The 23,618-nt window shown below is 56.9% G+C and carries 31 protein-coding genes; 2 read left to right on the top strand and 29 right to left on the bottom strand.

Annotation, left to right across the window (positions count from 1 at the left end):
* Positions 1–84: 84 nt before the first annotated feature.
* The 22 genes from rpsQ to fkpA all read right to left on the bottom strand — a co-directional run bounded on the left by rpsQ (position 85) and on the right by fkpA (position 13,836).
* On the bottom strand, positions 85–339 hold the full coding sequence (gene rpsQ, locus ACJ8HH_RS20505) for a 30S ribosomal protein S17 (RefSeq protein WP_004929760.1): 255 nt from the start codon (positions 337–339) through the stop codon (positions 85–87).
* Positions 340–531, bottom strand: coding sequence for a 50S ribosomal protein L29 (gene rpmC, locus ACJ8HH_RS20510; protein ID WP_004929762.1), 192 nt, complete (start codon positions 529–531; stop codon positions 340–342).
* Complete coding sequence (gene rplP, locus ACJ8HH_RS20515; RefSeq protein WP_004929764.1) at positions 531–941, bottom strand: 50S ribosomal protein L16; 411 nt, start codon at positions 939–941, stop codon at positions 531–533. The genes rpmC and rplP overlap by 1 nt, the downstream gene beginning before the upstream one ends.
* A gap of 12 nt (positions 942–953) precedes the next feature.
* Positions 954–1,652, bottom strand: coding sequence for a 30S ribosomal protein S3 (gene rpsC, locus ACJ8HH_RS20520; protein ID WP_004929766.1), 699 nt, complete (start codon positions 1,650–1,652; stop codon positions 954–956).
* A gap of 17 nt (positions 1,653–1,669) precedes the next feature.
* Complete coding sequence (gene rplV / locus ACJ8HH_RS20525) at positions 1,670–2,002, bottom strand: 50S ribosomal protein L22 (RefSeq protein ID WP_002223844.1); 333 nt, start codon at positions 2,000–2,002, stop codon at positions 1,670–1,672.
* Between the two features lie 14 nt (positions 2,003–2,016).
* Complete coding sequence (rpsS, locus tag ACJ8HH_RS20530; RefSeq protein WP_004929772.1) at positions 2,017–2,295, bottom strand: 30S ribosomal protein S19; 279 nt, start codon at positions 2,293–2,295, stop codon at positions 2,017–2,019.
* A 14-nt stretch (positions 2,296–2,309) separates the two neighbouring features.
* The gene (gene rplB, locus ACJ8HH_RS20535) at positions 2,310–3,134 is read right to left on the bottom strand and encodes a 50S ribosomal protein L2 (protein WP_004929775.1); all 825 of its coding nucleotides are present in this window, start codon (positions 3,132–3,134) and stop codon (positions 2,310–2,312) included.
* An 18-nt stretch (positions 3,135–3,152) separates the two neighbouring features.
* Positions 3,153–3,455 (bottom strand): 50S ribosomal protein L23, encoded by a 303-nt coding sequence (gene rplW, locus ACJ8HH_RS20540; RefSeq protein ID WP_004951179.1) that lies wholly within the window; start codon positions 3,453–3,455, stop codon positions 3,153–3,155.
* Entirely contained in the window at positions 3,452–4,057 is a 606-nt protein-coding gene (rplD, locus tag ACJ8HH_RS20545; protein ID WP_004929779.1) for a 50S ribosomal protein L4, read from the bottom strand. Before rplD ends, rplW begins: the two co-directional genes overlap by 4 nt.
* Before the next feature lie 10 nt (positions 4,058–4,067).
* Complete coding sequence (gene rplC / locus ACJ8HH_RS20550) at positions 4,068–4,697, bottom strand: 50S ribosomal protein L3 (protein ID WP_015379265.1); 630 nt, start codon at positions 4,695–4,697, stop codon at positions 4,068–4,070.
* Positions 4,698–4,729: 32 nt separating this feature from the next.
* Complete coding sequence (gene rpsJ, locus ACJ8HH_RS20555) at positions 4,730–5,041, bottom strand: 30S ribosomal protein S10 (protein ID WP_001181005.1); 312 nt, start codon at positions 5,039–5,041, stop codon at positions 4,730–4,732.
* Positions 5,042–5,420: 379 nt separating this feature from the next.
* Complete coding sequence (bfr, locus tag ACJ8HH_RS20560; protein WP_033636255.1) at positions 5,421–5,900, bottom strand: bacterioferritin; 480 nt, start codon at positions 5,898–5,900, stop codon at positions 5,421–5,423.
* Positions 5,901–5,973: 73 nt separating this feature from the next.
* Positions 5,974–6,168: a bacterioferritin-associated ferredoxin gene (bfd, locus tag ACJ8HH_RS20565; RefSeq protein ID WP_015379266.1), complete on the bottom strand. Its 195-nt coding sequence runs from the start codon at positions 6,166–6,168 to the stop codon at positions 5,974–5,976.
* A 131-nt stretch (positions 6,169–6,299) separates the two neighbouring features.
* Entirely contained in the window at positions 6,300–7,484 is a 1,185-nt protein-coding gene (tuf, locus tag ACJ8HH_RS20570; RefSeq protein WP_015376315.1) for an elongation factor Tu, read from the bottom strand.
* A gap of 70 nt (positions 7,485–7,554) precedes the next feature.
* A complete protein-coding gene (gene fusA, locus ACJ8HH_RS20575) occupies positions 7,555–9,669 on the bottom strand; it encodes an elongation factor G (protein ID WP_033636256.1) in 2,115 nt (704 codons plus the stop codon).
* 93 nt (positions 9,670–9,762) lie between these two features.
* On the bottom strand, positions 9,763–10,233 hold the full coding sequence (gene rpsG / locus ACJ8HH_RS20580; protein ID WP_004956203.1) for a 30S ribosomal protein S7: 471 nt from the start codon (positions 10,231–10,233) through the stop codon (positions 9,763–9,765).
* 96 nt (positions 10,234–10,329) lie between these two features.
* Positions 10,330–10,704, bottom strand: coding sequence for a 30S ribosomal protein S12 (gene rpsL, locus ACJ8HH_RS20585; protein WP_004930426.1), 375 nt, complete (start codon positions 10,702–10,704; stop codon positions 10,330–10,332).
* Between the two features lie 143 nt (positions 10,705–10,847).
* Positions 10,848–11,135 (bottom strand): sulfurtransferase complex subunit TusB, encoded by a 288-nt coding sequence (gene tusB, locus ACJ8HH_RS20590; protein ID WP_033636257.1) that lies wholly within the window; start codon positions 11,133–11,135, stop codon positions 10,848–10,850.
* A 9-nt stretch (positions 11,136–11,144) separates the two neighbouring features.
* A complete protein-coding gene (tusC, locus tag ACJ8HH_RS20595; protein WP_033636258.1) occupies positions 11,145–11,504 on the bottom strand; it encodes a sulfurtransferase complex subunit TusC in 360 nt (119 codons plus the stop codon).
* A gap of 7 nt (positions 11,505–11,511) precedes the next feature.
* Positions 11,512–11,901, bottom strand: a complete 390-nt coding sequence (gene tusD, locus ACJ8HH_RS20600; RefSeq protein ID WP_039569242.1) for a sulfurtransferase complex subunit TusD — start codon at positions 11,899–11,901, stop codon at positions 11,512–11,514.
* Positions 11,901–12,623: a helix-turn-helix transcriptional regulator gene (locus ACJ8HH_RS20605; RefSeq protein WP_004930418.1), complete on the bottom strand. Its 723-nt coding sequence runs from the start codon at positions 12,621–12,623 to the stop codon at positions 11,901–11,903. The genes tusD and ACJ8HH_RS20605 overlap by 1 nt, the downstream gene beginning before the upstream one ends.
* A 373-nt stretch (positions 12,624–12,996) precedes the next feature.
* Positions 12,997–13,836, bottom strand: a complete 840-nt coding sequence (gene fkpA / locus ACJ8HH_RS20610) for an FKBP-type peptidyl-prolyl cis-trans isomerase (protein WP_016930330.1) — start codon at positions 13,834–13,836, stop codon at positions 12,997–12,999.
* Between the two features lie 356 nt (positions 13,837–14,192).
* Between fkpA and ACJ8HH_RS20615 the strand changes: the two genes are divergently transcribed.
* Positions 14,193–14,420: a SlyX family protein gene (locus ACJ8HH_RS20615; RefSeq protein ID WP_033649297.1), complete on the top strand. Its 228-nt coding sequence runs from the start codon at positions 14,193–14,195 to the stop codon at positions 14,418–14,420.
* A gap of 15 nt (positions 14,421–14,435) precedes the next feature.
* Here ACJ8HH_RS20615 and ACJ8HH_RS20620 read toward each other — a convergent pair whose 3' ends face one another.
* The 7 genes from ACJ8HH_RS20620 to kefG all read right to left on the bottom strand — a co-directional run bounded on the left by ACJ8HH_RS20620 (position 14,436) and on the right by kefG (position 21,573).
* Positions 14,436–15,608: a MalY/PatB family protein gene (locus ACJ8HH_RS20620; protein WP_033649298.1), complete on the bottom strand. Its 1,173-nt coding sequence runs from the start codon at positions 15,606–15,608 to the stop codon at positions 14,436–14,438.
* A 1-nt stretch (position 15,609) separates the two neighbouring features.
* Positions 15,610–17,049, bottom strand: a complete 1,440-nt coding sequence (gene nhaC / locus ACJ8HH_RS20625) for a Na+/H+ antiporter NhaC (RefSeq protein ID WP_033649299.1) — start codon at positions 17,047–17,049, stop codon at positions 15,610–15,612.
* A gap of 122 nt (positions 17,050–17,171) precedes the next feature.
* Entirely contained in the window at positions 17,172–18,200 is a 1,029-nt protein-coding gene (locus ACJ8HH_RS20630) for a LacI family DNA-binding transcriptional regulator (protein ID WP_033649300.1), read from the bottom strand.
* A gap of 92 nt (positions 18,201–18,292) precedes the next feature.
* The gene (gene slyD, locus ACJ8HH_RS20635) at positions 18,293–18,880 is read right to left on the bottom strand and encodes a peptidylprolyl isomerase (protein ID WP_060452092.1); all 588 of its coding nucleotides are present in this window, start codon (positions 18,878–18,880) and stop codon (positions 18,293–18,295) included.
* Between the two features lie 112 nt (positions 18,881–18,992).
* Positions 18,993–19,196 carry a YheV family putative zinc ribbon protein gene (locus ACJ8HH_RS20640; RefSeq protein WP_015379274.1) on the bottom strand — a complete coding sequence of 68 codons (204 nt, stop codon included), beginning with the start codon at positions 19,194–19,196 and terminating at the stop codon, positions 18,993–18,995.
* A gap of 14 nt (positions 19,197–19,210) precedes the next feature.
* Positions 19,211–21,019: a glutathione-regulated potassium-efflux system protein KefB gene (kefB, locus tag ACJ8HH_RS20645; protein ID WP_033636264.1), complete on the bottom strand. Its 1,809-nt coding sequence runs from the start codon at positions 21,017–21,019 to the stop codon at positions 19,211–19,213.
* Positions 21,020–21,021: 2 nt separating this feature from the next.
* On the bottom strand, positions 21,022–21,573 hold the full coding sequence (gene kefG, locus ACJ8HH_RS20650) for a glutathione-regulated potassium-efflux system ancillary protein KefG (RefSeq protein ID WP_025159909.1): 552 nt from the start codon (positions 21,571–21,573) through the stop codon (positions 21,022–21,024).
* A gap of 129 nt (positions 21,574–21,702) precedes the next feature.
* On the opposite strand from kefG, the gene ACJ8HH_RS20655 reads away from it, so the two are divergent.
* Positions 21,703–23,616 (top strand): ABC transporter ATP-binding protein, encoded by a 1,914-nt coding sequence (locus ACJ8HH_RS20655; protein WP_060427172.1) that lies wholly within the window; start codon positions 21,703–21,705, stop codon positions 23,614–23,616.
* The last annotated feature ends 2 nt before the right edge of the window (positions 23,617–23,618 follow it).

The following is a 23,618-nucleotide window of genomic DNA, read 5'->3' on the forward strand; positions in this document are numbered from 1 at the left end:
TATAACACCGCTTACTTGGTATGGGTAGAAAAAATAAACGGCTCATTTTCTGAGCCGTTTATTAAGTGAGAGCCAGCTACTCTATTACAGAATCGCTTTCTCTACAACGCGAACCAGCGTCCAGGACTTGGTCTTGGACAGTGGGCGGCATTCGCGGATTTCCACCACGTCGCCGGTACCACATTCGTTGTTCTCGTCATGTACGTGCAGCTTGGTCGTACGTTTGATGAATTTCCCGTAGATCGGGTGCTTCACAGTACGTTCGATAGCAACAACGATGGATTTCTCCATTTTATCGCTAACAACACGACCCTGCAGGGTACGGATAACTTCAGTCATTTACACACCCGCCTTTTGAGTCAGTAAAGTCTTAACGCGTGCGACGTCACGACGCACTTGTTTCAACAGGTGAGTTTGTTGCAGCTGGCCACTGGCCGCCTGCATGCGCAAGTTGAATTGCTCACGCAGCAGGTTGAGCAGCTCGGCATTCAGCTCTTCAACGCTTTTTTCACGCAGCTCTTGTGCTTTCATTACATCACCGTCTTAGTTACAAAGGTGGTTTTGATCGGCAGTTTCGCTGCTGCCAGTTTGAATGCCTCGCGGGCAACCTCTTCTGGCACGCCGTCCATTTCGTACAGGACCTTACCAGGCTGGATCAGGGCAACCCAATACTCCACGTTACCCTTACCTTTACCCATACGCACTTCCAGCGGCTTCTCGGTGATCGGTTTGTCCGGGAATACACGGATCCAGATCTTGCCTTGACGCTTAACTGCACGAGTCATTGCACGACGAGCTGCTTCGATTTGACGAGCAGTCAGACGGCCACGGCCAACAGCTTTCAGACCGAAAGTGCCGAAGCTAACATCCGTACCTTGCGCCAGACCACGGTTGCGGCCCTTGTGCACCTTACGGAATTTTGTACGCTTTGGTTGTAACATCAGCGACTCTCCTTACTTGCGGCCTTTACGCTGCTGCTTTTTAGGTTGAGCAGCCGGTTCCGGTTGTTCAACTGCAGCCATACCACCCAGGATCTCACCTTTGAAGATCCATACCTTAACGCCGATTACACCATAAGTGGTGTGCGCTTCAGATGTGTTGTAGTCGATGTCCGCACGCAGAGTGTGCAATGGAACACGACCTTCGCGGTACCATTCGGTACGTGCGATTTCAGCGCCGCCAAGACGGCCGCTTACTTCAACTTTGATACCTTTAGCGCCAAGACGCATTGCGTTCTGTACTGCACGCTTCATAGCACGACGGAACATCACGCGACGTTCCAGCTGAGAAGTGATGCTGTCAGCAACCAATTTAGCGTCGAGTTCCGGTTTACGGACTTCGGCGATGTTGATCTGTGCAGGAACGCCAGCGATGTCCGCTACGACCTTGCGCAGTTTTTCGACGTCTTCACCTTTCTTGCCGATAACGATGCCTGGGCGAGCAGTGTGAATGGTCACACGGATGCTCTTCGCAGGACGCTCGATAACGATGCGAGAAACGGAAGCTTTCGACAGTTCCTTAGTCAGGAATTGACGAACTTTAAAGTCGCTGTCCAGGTTGTCAGCGAATTCTTTGGTATTCGCATACCAAGTAGAGTTCCAAGGTTTGACAATACCCAGGCGAATACCATTAGGATGTACTTTCTGACCCATTGCTAGTCTCCAGAGTCTCAGCGATCGGACACAACCACAGTAATGTGGCTGGTGCGCTTCAGGATGCGATCTGCACGACCTTTTGCACGCGGCATAATGCGCTTCATGCTTGGGCCTTCGTCTACGAAGATTTTCGTAACTTTCAGATCATCGATGTCAGCGCCATCGTTGTGTTCTGCGTTAGCAATGGCAGACTCCAGCACTTTCTTAACCAGACCAGCAGCTTTCTTGTTGGTGTAGGTCAGAGTTTCCAGAGCTTGCGACACTTTCTTACCGCGAATCAGGTCAGCAACAAGGCGAACCTTCTGAGCAGAAGAACGAGCGTGGCGATGTTTAGCGATAGTTTCCATCTCTTCCTCCTACCTTAGCGCTTTTTAGCTTTTTTATCAGCCGCATGGCCGCGATAAGTACGAGTCGGCGCGAATTCACCCAGTTTGTGACCGACCATTTCATCGGAAACGAACACTGGTACGTGCTGACGACCATTATGGACAGCGATGGTCAAACCGATCATGTTAGGAAAGATCGTTGAACGACGGGACCAAGTGCGCAAAGGCTTCTTGTCACCGCTTTCCACCGCTTTCTCTACCTTCTTCAGCAAGTGCAGGTCAATAAAAGGACCTTTCTTGAGAGAACGTGGCATGGCTTATCCTCTAATTATTTTTTGCTACGGCGACGTACGATGAACTTATCAGTACGCTTGTTGCTACGGGTCTTCTTACCTTTGGTCTGAACGCCCCACGGAGTTACCGGGTGCTTACCAAAGTTACGACCTTCACCACCACCGTGCGGGTGATCTACCGGGTTCATCGCCGTACCGCGAACGGTAGGACGAACACCACGCCAACGTGCAGCACCTGCTTTACCCAGAACGCGAAGCATGTGTTCAGCGTTACCGACTTCACCCAGGGTGGCGCGGCAATCAGCTGGAACTTTACGCATTTCGCCGGAGCGCAGACGCAGAGTTACGTAGGAACCATCACGAGCAACGATCTGAACGTAGGCACCAGCGGAGCGAGCCATCTGACCGCCTTTACCTGGTTTCATTTCTACGTTGTGAACCGTTGAACCAACTGGAATGTTGCGCATCGGCAGGGTGTTACCCGCTTTGATTGCAGCATCAACGCCAGATTGAATCTGGTCACCAGCTTTCAGGCCTTTCGGCGCCAGGATGTAACGGCGTTCGCCGTCTTTGTACAGAACCAGCGCGATGTTCGCGGAACGGTTCGGATCGTACTCCAGACGCTCAACCACAGCAGGGATACCGTCTTTGTTGCGCTTGAAGTCAACCAGACGATAATGTTGCTTGTGGCCACCACCGATATGACGGGTGGTGATACGGCCATTGTTGTTACGACCACCGCTTTTGCTCAGTTTTTCCAGCAGCGGGGCATAAGGTTTACCCTTGTGCAGCTCAGGGTTAACCACTTTAACAACGTGGCGACGACCCGGAGATGTAGGTTTACATTTAACAATTGCCATTGTTCTTACTCCTCCGACTTACTCTGCGCCGCCGATGAAGTCCAGATTCTGGCCTTCTTTCAGGGTGACGTAAGCTTTTTTCCAGTCGCTACGACGACCAACACGCTGACCGTGACGCTTCACTTTCCCTTTAACTACCAGGGTGTTCACGTCTTCGACTTCGACTTCAAACAGTTTCTGCACTGCAGCTTTAATTTCTGCTTTGGTCGCGTCTTTGGCAACTTTGAGAACGATGGTGTTGCTTTTTTCCATCGCAGCGGATGCTTTTTCAGATACGTGCGGTGCACGCAGCACTTTCAGCAAACGTTCTTCACGGATCATGCCAGCATCTCCTCAACTTGCTTCACAGCATCAGCAGTCATAACCACTTTGTCGAAGGCGATCAGGCTAACCGGATCGATACCTGCTACATCGCGCACGTCAACCTTGTACAGGTTGCGAGCTGCCAGGAACAGATTCTCATCCAGTTCACCGGTCACGATCAGCACGTCTTCCAGAGCCATATCTTTCAGTTTCTGTGCCAGCAGCTTAGTTTTAGGCGCTTCTACAGAGAACTTCTCGACAACGATCAGACGATCTTGACGTACCAGTTCGGACAGGATGCTTTTCAGCGCGCCGCGGTACATCTTTTTGTTTACTTTCTGACTGTGGTCCTGTGGCTTAGCAGCAAAGGTCACGCCGCCTGAACGCCAGATCGGGCTCTTTACAGAACCTGAACGCGCACGGCCGGTGCCTTTCTGACGCCATGGCTTTTTGCCGGAACCAGTTACTTCAGCACGGGTCTTCTGAGCACGGGTACCTTGACGGGCACCTGCTGCATAAGCAACAACAACCTGGTGTACCAGCGCTTCGTTGAAATCACGACCGAAGGTAGTTTCGGAAACAGTCAGCGCGCTTTGCGCGTCTTTCAATACTAATTCCATTGCTATCCCCTTACGCCTTCACAGCTGGTTTAACGATCAGGTTGCCACCGGTTGCGCCCGGTACAGCACCCTTAACCAGCAGCAGGTTGCGCTCAGCGTCAACACGTACTACGTCCAGGCTCTGAACGGTTACGCGCTCATCACCCAGGTGGCCAGCCATTTTCTTGCCTTTGAACACTTTGCCCGGAGTCTGGTTCTGACCGATAGAACCCGGAACGCGGTGAGACAAGGAGTTACCGTGGGTAGCGTCTTGGGTACGGAAGTTCCAGCGCTTAACAGTGCCAGCAAAACCTTTACCTTTAGAAGTACCGGTAACATCGACTTTTTTAACGTCAGCGAAGATTTCTACGCTAATTTCCTGACCTGCAGCGAATTCTTGACCTTCTTCCAGGCGGAATTCCCACAGACCACGGCCAGCTTCAACGCCAGCTTTAGCGAAATGGCCCGCTTCCGGCTTGGTTACACGGTTAGCTTTTTTGCTACCGGTGGTAACCTGAACGGCACGGTAACCGTCGGTGTCCAGGCTTTTAACCTGAGTCACACGGTTCGCTTCAATTTCAATTACGGTTACTGGGATAGAAACGCCATCTTCAGTGAAGATACGGGTCATACCCACTTTTTTACCGACTAAACCAATCATTGTTTCAACCTCTCAATCGCTCAATGACCTGATTAACCCAGGCTGATCTGCACGTCTACACCGGCAGCCAGATCCAGACGCATCAGAGCATCAACGGTTTTCTCGGTTGGCTCAACGATGTCAACCAGACGCTTGTGAGTGCGAATCTCGTACTGATCGCGCGCGTCTTTGTTGACGTGCGGAGAAATCAGAACGGTAAAGCGCTCTTTGCGAGTTGGCAGCGGGATCGGACCACGGACTTGCGCACCAGTGCGCTTTGCAGTCTCGACGATTTCCGCGGTTGATTGATCGATCAGACGATGATCAAACGCTTTCAGGCGGATACGGATTCTTTGGTTCTGCATGAGACCAGAGCTCCAATTATTTATAAACGTAAATAATTACTCCTCACACCCATTTCGATTGATGGGGGAGTGTAATCGTCAACATATAACCCCCATATCGGGAGTATTGTTCGAGAGGCAAAAAAGGCCTGCCAATCGACTGATTCGCTAAAATCAGGCTTACCAAGATTAGGTAAGCCCGCGCATTATACGCAAAATGGCCGAGGAAGCAAGCCACAGTTGGAAATATGCTCAGGAAATCGTCATTTTTGCGCGTTCAGATGCAGTCGCGAGATGAAGGCGGCAAACAGGGTATGAATTATGCTTGGCAGGGACGCTCCCCTGCCCCACCGTAAAAACGGTTGCCGGCAGGAGAAACGATGACGAACAGAAGGCAGGTTTACTCTTTGCGCTCTAGAACCTGGGCCTGGGCATAGTTTTGAATACCGAGGCGAGCGATCAGATCCAGCTCGGTTTCCAGCCAGTCGATATGCTCTTCTTCATCGGCCAGGATGTCGATCATCAAATCGCGGCTGACGTAATCGTGGATCGAGTCGGCATAGGCGATACCTTCGCGCAGGTTTTTGGCACCCGCCAGCTCCAGCGCCAAATCGGAACGCAGCATCTCTTCAATGTCTTCGCCGATGTTCAGCTTGCCGAGATCTTGCAGGTTCGGGATCCCTTCCAGGAACAGGATACGCTCGATGTAGCGATCGGCATGTTTCATTTCGTCGATCGACTCGTGGTACTCCTTGTCGTTGAGGCGCATTAACCCCCAATTCTTGAACATGCGGGCGTGCAGGAAATATTGATTGATGGCAACCAGCTCGTTACCGAGCAGCTTGTTGAGGTGAGCAATGATCTTTTTATCGCCTTTCATAGGTAACTCCTCCTGGCCAGTTCTAAAAGTGTAGAACCTGTAAGCCAAGAGTCAAAAATAACCTTACCCTTTGTTAGGCAACTTCATGCATTGGGATGATAGTTCCGCGTTCCTCCACCATAATCTGTCTTGCCTGACGAATGCACTTTCCACAATCAGTACCAATCGGCACAAGTTCACGCAGCTGCTTCATGGTATGGGGATTGTGCTGACGCACCGCGTTACGGATGGCTTTGTCAGTCACCGCATTACACAGACATACATACATAGAGAGACTCACTTCTTAACCAATGCACTGAGTCTAAATGGGAATGGTTTTTATTTCAATTAAGATTTAAACAAATTGCATAAAAAAAGGGCACCGAAGTGCCCTTTTTTGTGTCGAAAAATTATTCGCGATTAAGCGATAACTTTAGCAACAACGCCCGCGCCAACGGTACGGCCGCCTTCACGGATTGCGAAACGCAGACCGTCGTCCATCGCGATTGGGTGAATCAGGGTTACAACCATGTTCACGTTGTCGCCTGGCATTACCATCTCTACGCCTTCTGGCAGTTCGATGGTACCGGTCACGTCAGTTGTACGGAAGTAGAACTGTGGACGGTAGCCTTTGAAGAATGGAGTGTGACGACCACCTTCATCTTTGCTCAGGATGTACACTTCAGATTCGAACTGGGTGTGTGGCTTGATAGAGCCTGGCTTCGCCAGTACCTGACCACGTTCGATTTCTTCACGCTTGATACCACGCAGCAGAACACCTACGTTCTCACCAGCACGGCCTTCGTCCAGCAGTTTGCGGAACATTTCAACGCCAGTACAGGTAGACTTAACGGTGTCTTTGATACCAACGATTTCAACTTCTTCGCCAACTTTGATGATACCGCGCTCAACACGACCGGTAACAACGGTACCACGACCGGAGATGGAGAATACGTCTTCGATTGGCAGCAGGAACGGCTTGTCGATAGCACGCTCTGGCTCTGGGATGTAGCTGTCCAGCGCTTCGGCCAGTTCGATGATTTTCGCTTCCCACTCAGCTTCGCCTTCCAGCGCTTTCAGCGCGGAACCGCGGATTACTGGCAGGTCGTCGCCTGGGAAGTCGTAAGCGGACAGCAGTTCGCGAACTTCCATTTCTACCAGTTCCAGCAGCTCTTCATCATCAACCATGTCGCATTTGTTCATGAATACGATGATGAAAGGAACGCCAACCTGACGACCCAGCAGGATGTGCTCACGGGTCTGAGGCATTGGGCCGTCAGTCGCAGCAACTACCAGGATCGCGCCGTCCATCTGAGCAGCACCGGTGATCATGTTTTTCACGTAGTCGGCGTGCCCTGGGCAGTCAACGTGCGCGTAGTGACGAGTCGGGGTGTCATACTCAACGTGAGAGGTGTTGATGGTGATACCACGAGCTTTTTCTTCTGGCGCGTTATCGATCTGGTCGAAAGCACGTGCAGAACCGCCGTAGGTTTTAGCCAGAACGGTGGTGATCGCTGCAGTCAGGGTAGTTTTACCGTGGTCAACGTGGCCGATAGTACCAACGTTAACGTGCGGTTTTGTACGTTCAAATTTTTCTTTAGACACGGCTATATTCCTTACTATAGCGCTCTCCCCTTCTGGAGAGAGCACGGGACTTTGGTTTTAACCCTGCGGCTTATTTGCCACGGGCTTCGATTACGGCCTGAGCGACGTTGTTCGGTGCATCATCATACTTCAGGAATTCCATGGTGTATGATGCGCGACCTTTAGTCAGAGAACGCAGCTGAGTTGCGTAGCCGAACATTTCGGACAACGGTACTTCAGCGTGGATCTTAACGCCAGTCACTTCAGATTCCTGACCGCGCAGCATGCCGCGACGACGGCTCAAGTCACCGATAACGTCACCGGTGTTCTCTTCTGGAGTCTCAACTTCAACCTTCATGATAGGCTCAAGCAGAACGGGTTTCGCTTTCTTAAAGCCTTCTTTAAAGGCGATAGACGCGGCCAGTTTAAACGCCAGTTCAGAGGAGTCAACGTCGTGGTAAGAACCGAAGTGCAGACGAATACCCATGTCTACTACCGGGTAACCAGCCAACGGACCAGACTTCAGCTGCTCCTGGATGCCTTTATCAACGGCAGGGATGTATTCGCCAGGAATTACGCCGCCTTTGATGTCGTTGATGAACTCGTAACCTTTCGGGTTAGAGCCCGGCTCCAGTGGGTACATGTCGATCACAACGTGACCGTACTGACCGCGACCACCAGACTGCTTGGCGTGCTTACCTTCAACATCGGTAATCTTCGCGCGAATCGCTTCGCGGTAAGCTACCTGAGGTTTGCCCACGTTAGCTTCAACGTTGAATTCACGCTTCATGCGGTCAACGATGATGTCGAGGTGCAGTTCACCCATACCGGCGATGATGGTCTGGTTAGACTCTTCGTCAGTCCATACGCGGAATGACGGGTCTTCTTTAGCCAGACGGCCCAGAGCCAGACCCATTTTTTCCTGGTCAGCTTTGGTTTTCGGTTCAACGGCGATAGAGATTACCGGCTCAGGGAATTCCATACGCTCCAGGATGATTGGAGAGTCTGGATCACACAGGGTGTCCCCGGTGGTCACGTCTTTCAGACCGATCGCAGCGGCGATGTCGCCTGCGCGAACTTCTTTGATCTCTTCACGCTTGTTAGCGTGCATCTGAACGATACGGCCGAAACGCTCGCGCGCAGACTTAACGGAGTTCAGCACGGTGTCGCCGGAGTTAACAACGCCGGAGTACACGCGGAAGAAGGTCAAGTTACCGACGAACGGGTCGGTAGCGATTTTGAACGCCAGAGCAGAGAACGGCTCGTCATCACTTGCGTGACGCTCAGCCGGAGTGTCTTTACCGTCGTCCAGGATACCGTTGATCGCAGGAACGTCAGTTGGTGCCGGCAGGTATTCGATTACCGCATCCAGCATCGCCTGCACGCCTTTGTTCTTGAACGCAGAACCGCAGGTAACCAGGATGATTTCGTTGTTCAGTACGCGCTGACGCAGAGCAGTTTTGATTTCTTCCTCGGTCAGCTCTTCGCCGCCCAAGTATTTTTCCATCAGCTCTTCGGAAGCTTCCGCAGCGGACTCGATCAGGTTCTGGCGCCATTCTTCAGCCAGATCCATCATGTCAGCCGGGACGTCTTCGTATTCGAAGGTTACGCCTGCGTCTTCTTCGTTCCAGTTGATCGCCTTCATTTTCACCAGGTCGATAACGCCGGTGAATTTGTCTTCTGCGCCGATAGCCAGCTGCAGAGGAACAGGGTTGGCGCCCAGACGAGATTTGATCTGGCCTACAACTTTCAGGAAGTTAGCGCCCATACGGTCCATTTTGTTAACGAACGCGATACGTGGCACTTTGTATTTGTTAGCCTGACGCCATACGGTTTCAGACTGTGGCTGAACACCACCAACAGCACAGTAAACCATTACCGCGCCATCCAGCACACGCATGGAACGTTCTACTTCGATGGTGAAGTCAACGTGCCCTGGGGTGTCGATGATGTTTACGCGATGCGGTTCGAACTGCTTGGCCATACCAGACCAGAAAGCAGTAGTCGCTGCAGAAGTGATGGTAATACCACGCTCCTGCTCCTGTTCCATCCAGTCCATGGTGGCAGCGCCGTCATGAACTTCACCGATTTTGTGGTTTACACCGGTGTAGAACAGAATACGTTCGGTAGTGGTGGTTTTACCGGCGTCGATGTGAGCACTGATACCGATGTTGCGGTAGCGTGCAATGGGTGTTGTACGAGCCATTTGATTCCTCTATTCCTAGGGCGTTCAAGTTCAGTTAACCCAAGCGGGCCGATTTGACGCGCCCGCTTGGTTAGCATGACTACAGCCGGGTGATTACCAGCGGTAGTGGGCGAACGCCTTGTTGGCTTCGGCCATACGGTGAACGTCTTCACGCTTCTTAACAGCAGAACCTTTGTTCTCTGCTGCGTCAGACAGCTCGTTCGCCAGGCGCAGAGCCATGGATTTATCACCGCGTTTACGTGCAGCATCAACGATCCAACGCATTGCCAGAGCATTACGACGAACCGGGCGGACTTCAACTGGTACCTGATAAGTAGAACCGCCAACGCGACGCGACTTAACTTCTACAGTCGGGCGAACGTTGTCGAGAGCGACTTCGAAAGCTTCCAGGTGATCTTTACCAGAACGCTGAGCCAGGGTCTCCAGCGCGGTATAGACGATTGCTTCTGCAGTAGATTTTTTACCGTCTACCATCAGGATATTTACAAATTTGGCCAGCAGCTCAGATCCGAACTTAGGATCTGGCAGGATTTTACGTTGGCCGATTACGCGACGACGTGGCATGGAAATACTCCGTTGTTAATTCAGGATTGTCCAAAACTCTACGAGTTTATTTTGACATTAAAGTTAAAACGTTTGGCCTTACTTAACGGAGAACCATTAAGCCTTTGGCTTCTTCACGCCGTACTTGGAACGAGCTTGCTTACGGTCTTTAACACCGGAGCAGTCAAGTGCACCACGGACGGTGTGGTAACGCACACCTGGCAGGTCTTTTACACGACCGCCACGGATCAGGATTACGGAGTGTTCCTGCAGGTTGTGGCCTTCGCCACCGATGTAGGAAGTCACTTCGAAACCGTTGGTCAAACGCACACGGCAAACTTTACGCAGTGCGGAGTTTGGTTTTTTCGGGGTAGTGGTGTATACGCGGGTGCATACGCCACGTTTCTGCGGGCAGGCTTCCAGCGCTGGAACGTTGCTTTTAGCAGCCTTCACAGAGCGTGGTTTGCGAACCAGCTGGTTAATTGTTGCCATTAAAAAAGCTCCTGGTTTTTGCTTCGTACTAGCTTCGTAAACATGTGATAAATCCCCTCGTATGCACTATTGGCAAAGTACGAGGACGCAGAATTTTAGGGCTGACCAGTATGGGTGTCAAGAAATATACAACATCACTCTCATTACCAGGCCATTTGGCTGCGGTGTTGTTCGGTTAATTCAACGAAGTGATTATAGCCGACGACAGTGATTTTGTGCGAAAAATGACCGACCAATCCCCGGGCTTCCAGGTCGTCCTGCAGCGCATAAAGGGATATGGGGGCGGCGAGCAGCGATTCAAGATGGGCGCTGCCGGCAAGGCCTGCAAGCACGCCGTCCTGCAGCAGCAGCAGCGCGTCACCCTCCGCCGTCAGGCGCAGCAGCGCAGGCAAGTCACATTGGTTTGGCGAGTGGCTCAGGGTATACAGCATCAGAGGATCCTAAAACGTCATCACGGCGTCGTAGCCGGCCAGTTCGCGGCGCAGTTCGTCCGGCGCCAGCACCTCGGCATCCAGCACCCAATCGGTCACCTGGCTCAGCCCACGCTCCTGCAGCGAAGCCTGGCACAGATAGCAGCGCTCCACGTCATACAGCGGCAGCACGCCGAAGGTGGCGATGTAATTGCGCGCCAAAATCTTTTCCGGTTGCTGGCCCGGCAACAGCTGCAATACGCCGTCGCCGACAAAAAACACCCCCAAATCTTCACTGAGCGCCGACGTGGCGAGCAGCGCATCCAGCCCTTCCCTGCCGCCGGCGCCGCCGTGCGGCCCGTGGGTGAAAACAAAAGCGACTCGTTTCATCATATCCTCAGAACTGCACCAGACGGTCGCAACTCAGCGACGCTTCGGCCAGGGAACCCAGCCCGCTCAGGGTAAAGCCAGGCTGCAGGTTGGCGCTTGCCAGCCCCTGTTGCACCGCCTCCTGCTCGTCGGTGACCCCACGGCGCAACGCGGCGGCTACGCAGACGTTGAGCGCTACGCCGTGTTGCTGCGCCAGTTGCGTCCAACCGCGCACCAGGTCGAACTCGTCGCTGGCGGGCGCGGTCAGCTGGTTGGCGTTCAGCACGCCCTCACGGTAGAAAAAGACGCTGGAAAGCCGGTGCCCTTTCGCCAACAAAGCCTGAGCGAACTGATAGGCGCTGCTGGCCTGCTGCGTGCCGTAAGCCGGGCCGGTGACCAACAGGCAATAATCGAGCATCAACGGTCGCTTCCCAACAGATCGCCGCTCTTGAACTGGCGGATGTACAGATACACGGTGTGTTTGGAGATGTTCAGGCGATCCGCCACCTGGTTGATCGCATCCTTGATGTCGAAGATGCCTTTCTCATAGAGGTTGAGCACCACCTGGCGGTTCTTGGCGTTATTGGACACCGAGCGGTCGGCGTTCACCTCTTCGATGGTGAACTCCAGCGTCTGCGCCACCAGATCGTCGACGGAAGACGCAAAATTCACCGACGACGGCACGTCCTGCGTGGCTGGCGGCATAAAGGTCTGCATGATCTGCGAAAACGGTACGTCGAGGTTCATGTTGATGCACAGCAAGCCGATCACCCGCTGCTCGCGATTGCGAATGGCGATGGTCACCGACTTCATCAACACGCCGCTCTTGGCGCGGGTAAAGTAGGCTTTCGACACGCTGCTGTCGTCGCCGGCCATGTCGTGCAGCATGCGCAGCGCCAGATCGGTGATCGGCGAGCCGATTTTACGCCCGGTATGTTCACCGTTGGCGATGCGTACCGCTGAGCTGTTCAGGTCTTCCAGCGCGTGCAGTACGATCTCGCAGTGGCCGCCGATCAACATCGCCAGCCCGTCGACCACCGCTTCATAGGATTTCAGGATTTCATGATCCGTTTGAGTAAACGGACGTTCATTCAGCAAATCAAGTTCGCTGGCTTCGCTGGATAAAAGCGAATTCGACATCGAAGATACCACCCTCATAGATCGCCTGTGCCAGGGGGCGCAGCTAAAACCGCTCGAACCGGATCGCTGCCGTCGTCGGCACGCCGCAGCGCGGCCGGCTGAGAGCGCCATCAAACGGCACGATGACATCCGCGGGCGAGGCGGCCGGGAACAATTTTAGGTACACGCCCTAAGGGGCAGACGCATGACTGATAAGTCAGAATTATTAGTCTAGCAAAGCGGCCGGAGCAAAGTCCTTGCGTTTGCGCGTGGTATTGACGTTAAGCCCGATGCCCGGCAGGCGTCAAGCGTTCAATGGAGAGAGAGGCGGCGGCTGCCGAAATGAAAACCGCCGCGGAGGGCATCCGCGGCGGTGGCAAACAAAGCGGCGATGTTATTTCGCTTTGGCGTCTGCTTTCGCGTCCGCCGGTTTTTCGGCTTTAGCGTCGGCTTTCGGCGCCGCTTTCACGTCCAGCAGCTCAACGTCGAAGACCAGCGTGGAGTTAGCCGGGATGCCCGGAACGCCGGTTTTGCCGTAGGCCAGCGCCGGTGGGATCACCAGCTTGATTTTGCCGCCTTTCTTGATGTGCTTCAGGCCTTCGGTCCAGCCTGGGATCACGCCGTCCAGACGGAACGACAGCGGCTCGCCGCGGGTGTAGGAGTTATCGAACTCGGTACCGTCGGTCAGGGTGCCTTTGTAGTTCACCACCACGGTGTCGCTGTCTTTCGGCGCTTCACCCGCGCCCGGCTTCTCTACCTGGTACAGCAGGCCGGATTCGGTTTTCTTCACGCCTTTTTCTTTAGCGAAGCTATCGCGGTACTTGGCGCCTTTGGTTTCGTTGTCCTTGGCGTCCTGCTCCATCTTCGCCTGAGCGGAAGCCTTCACGCGCGCTTCGAAGCCCTGCAGGGTCTTCTCGATGTCGGCGTCGTTCAGTTTGCTCTTGTTGGCGAACGCGTCCTGAACGCCGGCAATCAGCTGATCTTTGTCCAGCTTGATGCCCAGCTTCTCTTGCTCTTTCAGAGAGTTGTCCATGTAACGGCCGAGAGAGGCGCCCAATGCGTAGGCCGCTTGCTCGTCGTCGTTTTTAAACTTGCCGGTGCTCGGTGCTGCTGCCGCGTCCGCTGGTTTAGCGGCTTCTGCCGGCTTGGCGGCATCGGCTGCCATGACCTGGGTCGCATTCAGAGCAAAAGCCATGGTGGTTGCCAGAAGCGTGACTTTAAACAAAGATTTCATCCATTTCTCCAGTGTCTGAAGCAATGCCCCAAACAATCATTAGGTAAGATAACCGGGCTACTATAGCTGCCTGAAACAAAACAAAACAGTCGCACAGGTAACCAATCGAGTCAAAGTGTGACTCCCGCTTTGCCAAGAAGTTTCCCTCTGGGTGCTACTCCCATGATAAATCAGATTTTTCTTGCGGAATATTCGGCCAGGCTCGCAAAAAACGGCAGATCGAGCGTGCAACTTTTCAGCACTTTACACTGTCGATCGCAACGTTGCGCGCCGTCTGGAGAAATAGCGCGAGCAAACCCGGCGCCAGCTGTTACCATAGCGCCGAATCAGGATTTTATCGCGTCAGAGGTAGCCTCATGCACAACGCCGACACTCAACGCCTGCTACAGCGGCTTGAAGAACTGGAGAGCCGTCAGGCCTTCCAAGAGCTCACCATCGAAGAGCTCAACCAGACCGTCATCCAGCATCAAATGGAAATGCTGAAGATGCGCGAACATCTGCGCATGTTGACCGACAAGCTGCGCTCGACCCAAACCTCAATGATCGCCTCGCAATCGGAAGAAACCCCTCCGCCGCACTATTGAGGGCTCGCCATGCGGTTATTTCAGGCGTGCCAACCCTTCGACGGCACGCTCGAGATACCGGCGCGGGCACCCCAGGTTTATGCGGATAAAACCGCGCCCCTGCGGGCCGAAACCGCTGCCCATCGACGGCGCCAGCTTCGCCACCGCCACCAGCGCCTGCTGCAAGTCAGCATCGTTCAAACCCAGCGAGCGGCAATCCAGCCAGGCGAGATAGGTCCCTTCAGCCTGGGTCATCGTGCACCAGGGCGCGGCGTCAGCCAGCGCCTGCTTAAACCAACGCCGGTTCTCCGCCAGGTAGTCGAGCAGCTCATCAAGCCAGGCAGCGCCCCGTTGATAGGCCGCGGTCGCCGCCGTCATCGACAGCGCGTTGAATACATCCAGCCCGTGGGCGTTCAGCCGATCGACAAACGCCTGCCGAAGCCGGGCGTTGGGGATCAGGAAATTCGAAATGCGCAGCGAGGAGAGGCCGAACGTTTTGCTGGCGGACGTCGCCACAATTACCCGATCGCGATATTCCTCGCCCAGATGCAACACCGACGTAAACGTCTCGCCGGGCAGCAGCAGGTCGGCCCAAATTTCATCGGAGATCACCGTGACGTCATGGGCGTGGCAGAGCGCCATGAGCCGCTCCAGTTCATCGCGGCGCCAGCAACGGCCGGTTGGATTGTGCGGGTTGCACAGCAACAACAGCGGCGGTTTACGCTGCGCCAGGCAGGCGGCCAGCTGGTCGAAATCGATCCGGTATCCCTGCGGGGTTTCCCGCAGCGGGTTTTCAATCACCTCTCTGCCGTTCATGGTGACTATCTTGGCGAACGAGCCATAATACGGCCCCTGCACCACCACCCCGTCCCCCGGCTTGCTGAGCAGTTGGATCAGCATCGCCAGCCCCGGCACCACCCCTTCAATCGACGTGAACCACTCGCGCCGCAGCGGCAAGCCGTGCCGCTTGGCAAACCAGTCGATTGCCGCTTGGTAGTAGGCGTCGTCGCGTTCGCTGTAGCCAAAGACGCCGTGGTCCACCCGCTGATGCAGCGCCTGCTGCACCTCTGGCGGGCACGGAAAGTCGAAATCGGACACCCACATCGGCAACAGTTCGCTGCCGTCCAGTTGCAGATAGCGGTCGATGAAGTCCCACTTCACGGAGCCGGTGTTGTGGCGATCGATGATGGCGTTGAAATGACTCGTCATGTCAGGCTTCCTTACGCTGCAAGTCGTTCTGAGGTTGGAGTTTGGCGATACCGAAGCCGGTGAACCCATAAATCAGGGCGAACACCACCGCGGCATAACATTGGATCGCCCACGGCAGCAGATCGAGGGTGCTGACCCCCAGCGTGGTGGCCATGTAAATGCCGGCGGCCGTCCACGGGATCAGCGGTTCGATGACGGTGCCCGCATCTTCGACGGTGCGCGACAGATTTTTGTTGTCCAGCCCCATGCGCCGATAGGCCCCTTTGAACAGCTCCGCCGGGATCAGCAGCGCCAGCTTGCCGTCGCTGGTCGCGCCGGTCACCAGGATAGTGGTGGCAACGGTGGCGGCGATCAGCTGGCCGGTGGTGTGCACCACGTTCAGCAGCCGGCTGATGATCACCGTCAGCGCGCCGGTCAGCGTCAGAGCGCCGGCGAAGGAAAAGGCGCAGAACACCAGCAGGATCGTACTCATCATCGAGAACATGCCGCCGCGGTTCAGCAGGCGCGGCACATCGGCGACGATACCCTCAACGTTGTGGCCCTGAGCGGCAAACATCGACAGATTGAAACCGTCCATCAACGCATTCAGCCCCTGCTGCAGGCTAAAGCCCTGCAGCGCGACGCCGATGGCGATCGCCAGCGCGCAGGCGGCCAGCATGACGGGGATCACCGGCCGTTTGGTCACCGCGCCCCACAGCACCAGCACCGGCGGCAGGATCAGCAGCAGATTGAAGTGGTACAGCCCCTCGAGCGCGCCGACGATTTCGGTCACTTTTTCCGGCGTTGCCACGCTGCCCACCGCACCGGTGTGGCCGGCGATCAGGTACACCACGGCGGCCAGGATGAAGCTCGGCAGCGTCGTGTACATCAGATGCTGGATATGGCTGTAGAGATCGGTATCCGCGACGATGGCCGCGAAGTTGGTCGAATCGGACAACGGCGAAATTTTGTCGCCGAAGTAAGCGCCGGACACCACCGCCCCGGCCGCGGCGGCCAGCGGCACGTCCAGACCGGCGGCCACGCCCATCAGCGCCACGCCCACGGTGCCGGCCGCTCCCCAGGAAGTACCGGTGCACACCGAGATCACGCTGGTGATGAAGAATGCGGCGATCAGAATGTATTGCGGGCTGATCAGCTTCAGCCCCCAGTACACCATGTAAGGGATTGTGCCGCTGATCATCCAGGTGCCGATCAGGCCGCCCACGCAGATCAGGATCAGGATAACCGGCATCGCCTTCGCCAGTTTGGCCACGATGGCCTCGATGATGTCGTCCCAGCGGTAGCCTTGCCACCAGGCCAACGCGGCGGCGATGGCGGCGGAAACCAGCAGCAGCGGTTCAATGCGCAGGCCAAACTGGCCATAGCCGATGATGAGCAGCAACAGCATGGCCACAATCGGCAGCGTCGCCAACCCAAGGTTGAGCGTTTTCTTATTATCCATATACGGCTCCTGTTGAAGATGGGGTACTGCAACAGCGTAATGGCTTCGATAATCGGAGGATGTGAGCGCAGGCAATCGGCCATGTAATCGGTTTCATGAGGTAGCGTTGTGTGAGCCGTCTCTCATTCGCCGCGCTTGCTTTGCGCATGCGCCTCACCGTCGGTTACGGAGTCTCGCAGGATAAGTTCGGCCGAAAAGCGGTTGTTCTGCGGCGCGACGTCGCTGCCGCTGTGGATCTGCAGCGCCAGGCGCGCGGCGCGTCGGGCCATTTTCTCGATCGGGTAATGCACGGTGGTCAACGAAGGATGGAGATATTTCGCCAGGGCAATGTCGTCAAAGCCGACGATCGACAGCGCCTCGGGCAGCTGAACTTGCCGTTGATGGCAGGTGCGCATCATGCCGGCGGCCATCACGTCGTTGAACGTCACTGCGGCGGTGAAGCGTTGGTCGCTGGCCAGAACGCGCTCGGCCGCCAGTTCGCCCCCTCGCTCGTTGAAGGGCACGCTGATGATCCAGCTGCCGGGCACCTCAATGCCGGCGGCGGCCATGGCCTGGCGGTAACCCGCTAGCCGCTGCGCGCGATCGTCGATCGGCAGATCCGCCGTCACGCAGGCAATTCTTCGATGCCCCTGGCGTATGAGCAGCTCGGTCGCCGTCTGCGCCGCATTGGCGTTGTCGAGCCAGATGCAACGGTTGGCGATGGCGGGCAGATAACGATTGATCAGCACCAGCGCGGGCGTATGGGCGGCGTAGCGCAGCAGCGCCTCCTCCTCCATGCGCGTGACGTGCGCCACGATGGCTTCACATCCCTGATTGATGAGAAAATCGAGGCCGCTTTTTTCCAGCTCGGCCTGATGCCCGCCGCTGCACAACATCAACCGCACGCCGGCCTGCCGCGTGATGTCTTCCACGCCCCGCGCGAGGCGTGAAAAAAACGGATCGTCGAGATTGCCGGTCAGCAATCCCAGCATATTGCCGCTTCTTTTCGCCAGCGCCAGCGCGGCGGCGTTGCGGTGGTAGTTAAACTCGCGCATCGCTTTCTCGACGCGTTCGCGGGTCACCGGTTCAACGTAGGCGGTATTATTGATCACCCGGCTGACGGTGGCCGTGGAAACGCCGGCGCGCCGCGCCACGTCTTTCATGGTGGCCATGGCATGTCCTGTTGTGCCGTTCGGCGCCCGGTGCGCCGCGCATAAAAAAGGGCAGCCGATGGCCGCCCTCTTGTCTCGTCACTGCGATCTGCTTAGTGGCAGCCGCAGCCGCCGTTACCGCAACCGCCTTTACCGTGGTCGTGACCATGGTCGTGATCGTGGCTGTGGCCGTGACCGCCGCAGCAGCCTTCACCGTGTTCGTGGTGATGGTCGTGCTCGCCGTGTACGTGACCGTGCGCCAGTTCTTCTGCGGTCGCTTCGCGGATCGCGACAACTTCCACATTGAAGTTCAGGTTTTGGCCGGCCAGCATGTGGTTGCCGTCAACCACCACGTGGTCGCCGTCAACTTCGGTGATTTCAACCGGTACCGGGCCCTGATCGGTGTCAGCCAGGAAACGCATGCCGACCTGCAGTTCGTCAACGCCCATGAAGACGTCTTTCGGTACGCGTTGCACCAGGTTTTCGTCGTAGTTGCCGTACGCGTCGTTCGCGCTGACGTGAACGTCAAAACGATCGCCAACGTCGTGGCCTTCGAGTGCTTTTTCCAGACCTGCGATCAGAGAACCATGCCCGTGCAGATAGTCCAGCGGTGCGCTCACCGGAGACTCATCAACCAAAACACCGTCTTCTGTACGTACTTGGTAAGCCAGGCTGACCACCAAGTCTTTTGCTACTTTCATGATATCTCCTACCGTTGGCTACTAGGACGCGCACCGTTATCGGGATGCGCGCCTTTTCCGGACAGATTGTAACGGAAATCTGCCTCGCTGTACCCTCCGGGATAAAAAAACGCTACTTCGGCTGGAAAATGCCGATCACCTGCTCTTGCGGGCGAACGTGTTTTTCCACCTGTTGTTCGGTCTGGCGCTGATGGTGGCCGCACTTGACGCACTCCACCACCTCCACCTGATCCTCCCGCCATACCGCCAGCGTATCCATGGCGCTGCAGCTCGGGCACACCGCCCCGGCGATAAATCTCTTACGTGTTGCAGACATCGTTATGCTCCCGCTTATTCGTATTCGTCCCAGCCGTCGAACTGGCGACTTTCTTTTTGCATTTCGCGATGGAACAGCTCTTCCAGCTCGCGCCGCGCCTCTTTCACGCGGGAAATTTGCGCCACGTCGCCCTGATGCGGCGGCATCAGTTCACGCAGCATGCGCATATCCAGGCGGCGGAAATGCTGCTGGGCGCGGAAGGCCTGGTGCGGGTGCATGCCCAACTCCATCAGCGCTTTGCGCCCCAGTTCCAGCGCGCTGGAGAAGGTCTCGCGGCTGAACTGCTTCACGCCCGCCTGCAGCAACTCATGCGCCTCCACGCGGCCGCGCGCCCGCGCCAGAATGCTCAGGTTCGGGAAGTGCTGCTGGCACAGCCGCACGATCTCCATGGTGTCTTCCGGCTCATTGCAGGTGATCACGATCGACTTGGCCTTCTCGGCGCCCGCCGCGCGCAGCAGCTCCAGCTCGGTGGCGTCGCCGTAATAAACCTGGTAACCGTAACGCCGCAGCACGCCGACGGCGCTGACGTCGCGCTCCAGTACGGTAATGCGCATTTTGTTGGCCATCAACAGGCGGCCGATCACCTGGCCGAAACGCCCGAAGCCGACGATGATCACCTGCGGATCGTCGTCCTCTACGTACGGCGTTTCCTCTTCTTCGCCCTTGGCGTTATAGCGACGCGCCAAAATGCGGTCGATGGCCTGCATCAGCAGCGGCGTGGTCATCATCGACAGCGTCACCACCACCAGCAGCAAGGAGAGTTGATCCGGCTGCAGCACCTTTTGCGCGCCCGCCGCAGAAAACAGCACGAAGGCGAACTCGCCGCCCTGGCTGAGCACCCCGGCGAACTGCAGGCGCACCGAACTGCGCAGGCCGAACAGACGCGACACCCCGTAGAGCACGCCGGATTTGATCGCCACCAGCGCCAGCACGCCGATCAACACCTCGGCCAGATGGGTGTAGAGCACGCCGATATTCAACACCATGCCCACCGAGATAAAGAACAGCCCCAGCAGCAGCCCTTTAAACGGCTCGATGGAAATCTCCAGTTCGTGGCGGTATTCGCTCTCCGCCAGCAGCACCCCGGCGATGAAGGTGCCGAGCGCCATCGACAGGCCAAGCGTCTCCATAAACAGCGCCGAGCCGAGCACCAGCAACAGCGCCGCGGCGGTGAAGATCTCGCGCACGCCGGAAGCGGCGATATAGCGGAACAGCGGCCGCAGCAGGAAGCGGCCGCCGATCAGCATGCCGCCGAACGCCGCCACCTTGAGCGCGATCTTCGCCCAGTCGTCGCTGGTTCCGCCGGCGCCGGCCAGAATGGGGATCAACGCCAACGCCGGGATCACCGCCATATCCTGGAACAGCAGCACCGAGAAGCCGAGCTGCCCCCCTTCGTTGCGGTTCATGCCCTTCTCGCGCATCAGCTGCAGCGCCATGGCGGTGGAAGACATCGCCAGGCCGATACCGCCGATCACCGCCGCCTGCCAGGCGAAGTGCGTCAGATACAGCAACGCGCCCAGCACCGCAGCGGTGATCAACACCTGGCCGGCGCCGGCGCCGAAGATCGAGCGCCGCAGCTCCCACAGCTTGCTGGGGTTCAGCTCCAGGCCGATGATGAACATCAGGAACACCACGCCCAGCTCGGAGAAATGCAGGATCTCGTCGACGTCGCGAATGAAGCCCAATCCCCAGGGGCCGATGGCGATGCCGGCGATCAGATAGCCCAGCACCGCGCCGATCCCCAGGCGACGGGCGATCGGCACCGTCACCACCGCGGCGAACAGGAACAGCAAAATGGCGGTCAGTAAGGTCGATCCTTCCATCGTCACCGCCCTCCGTGCGGCAGCGGGTGGCTCAGCCACTCGCCGTAGGCGTCCGCATGGCTGCGCAGCACCTCCGGCTTCTGCCGCCGCGCCCAATAGACCACGAACGGCGTCAGCCAATGCATATGGCACATCCCGGCGGTCAACTCGAACGGCCGCAGGATATCTTCCATCGGATAGTGGTTATAACCGCCGGTGCGGTAGGCACCTTCCGGCTCACCGGTGGTGATCACCGATCGCCAGTATTTACCCGCTAGCGCATTGCCGCCCACCCCGCTGGCGAAGCCGCGCGACAGCACGCGATCCAGCCACTCCTTCAGCAGCGCCGGGCAGCTGTAGGTATACAGCGGGTGCTGAAACACGATGACCTGATGCTCACGCAGCAGCTGTTGTTCGTGATGGATATCGATAAAAAAATCAGGGTAGTGCGCGTAGAGATCGTGCACGGTGACATGTTCCAACTGCTGCGCCGGTCGAAGCAAAACCCGGTTCGCCACCGAGTCATGAGATTCCGGATGGGCATACAGCAGCAAGACCTTGGGCGGCTGCGACATCATTCCCCTCCAAAGCGTCGTCAGGGTAGCGGTTTTCCGTTACCATGCATCGCAAAGACAAAAACAGCGCGCGGTGCGCGTTCTGTTACCTTAATGATAATTTAACATACTCTGAACATACGGCGCTTTATGATTGTATTCTCCTCGCTACAAATCCGACGCGGCATCCGCGTCCTGCTGGACAACGCCACGGCGACGGTTAATCCAGGTCAGAAGGTCGGCCTGGTGGGCAAAAACGGCTGCGGCAAATCCACGCTGCTGTCGCTGCTGAAGGGCGAGATCGCGGCGGATGGCGGCAGCTTTACCTTCCCCGGCAACTGGGCGCTGGCCTGGGTCAACCAGGAGACGCCAGCGCTGGACGTGCCGGCCATTGAGTATGTTATCGACGGCGACCGCGAGTTTCGCCAGCTCGAAGCCGAATTGCAGGCGGCCAACGACCGCAACGACGGCCACGCCATCGCTACCCTGCACGGCAAGCTGGACGCCATCGACGCCTGGACCATCCGTTCCCGCGCCGCCAGCCTGCTGCACGGCCTCGGCTTCTCCAACGAACAGCTGCAAAGCCCGGTGCGCGACTTCTCCGGCGGCTGGCGCATGCGCCTCAACCTGGCGCAGGCGCTGGTGTGCCGTTCCGATCTGCTGCTGCTCGACGAACCGACCAACCACCTGGATCTCGATGCGGTGATCTGGCTGGAGCGCTGGCTGAAAAGCTATCCCGGCACGCTGGTACTGATCTCGCACGACCGCGACTTCCTCGATCCGATCGTCGACAAGATCCTGCATATCGAACAGCAGACGATCAATGAGTACACCGGCAACTATTCGTCGTTCGAACGCCAGCGCGCCACCAAGCTGGCGCAGCAACAGTCGCTGTATCAGCATCAGCAAGAGAAAGTGGCGCACCTGCAAAGCTATATCGACCGTTTCCGCGCGCAGGCCACCAAGGCCAAGCAGGCGCAGAGCCGCATCAAGATGCTGGAGCGCATGGAGCTGATCGCCCCGGCGCACGTCGACAACCCGTTCACCTTCAGCTTCCGTCCGCCGGAAAGCCTGCCGAACCCGCTGCTGCGCATGGACAAAGTCAGCGCCGGGTATGGCGATAAAGTGATCCTGAAGTCAATCAAGCTGAACCTGGTGCCCGGCTCGCGCATTGGCCTGCTCGGCCGCAACGGCGCCGGTAAATCCACGCTGATCAAACTGCTGGCCGGCACCCTGGAGCCGCTGAGCGGCGAGATTGGCCTGGCGAAAGGCATCAAGCTGGGTTACTTCGCCCAGCACCAGCTGGAATTCCTGCGCGCCGACGAATCGCCGCTGCAGCACCTGAGCCGCATCGCACCACGGGTGCTGGAACAGCAGCTGCGCGACTATCTGGGCGGCTTCGGTTTCCAGGGCGACAAGGTCAGCGAAGTGACCGAACGCTTCTCCGGCGGCGAGAAGGCGCGGCTGGTGCTGGCGCTGATCGTCTGGCAGCGCCCTAACCTGCTGCTGCTCGATGAACCGACCAACCACCTGGATCTCGACATGCGTCAGGCGCTGACCGAGGCGCTGATCGATTTCGAAGGCGCGTTGGTGGTGGTCTCGCACGACCGTCACCTGCTGCGCTCCACCACCGACGATCTGTACCTGGTGCACGACGGCCAGGTCGAGCCTTTCGAGGGCGATCTCGACGACTACCAGCAGTGGCTTGTCGACCTGCAGCGCCAGGAAAGCCAGCAGGACGCGCCGGAAAAAGAGAGCGGCGGCAACAGCGCGCAGGCGCGCAAGGAACAAAAACGCCGCGAGGCGGAGTTCCGTACGCAGACCCAACCGCTGCGCAAGCAGATCGCCAAGCTGGAACAGCAGATGGAAAAACTGGGCGCCGAACTGGCGGCGGTGGAGGAACAGCTGGCGGATCCCGCGCTGTACGACATCAGCCGCAAGGCCGAGTTGACCGACTGCCTGCAAAAGCAAAGCCAGGCCAAATCCGCGCTGGAAGAGACGGAAATGACCTGGCTGGATGCGCAGGAACAGCTGGAACAGTTAACGCAGGCGTTCGAAGCCTAAGC

The sequence above is a fragment of the Serratia sp. CY32780 genome (assembly GCF_052169135.1).
Taxonomy (GTDB): Bacteria; Pseudomonadota; Gammaproteobacteria; order Enterobacterales; family Enterobacteriaceae; genus Serratia; species Serratia sarumanii.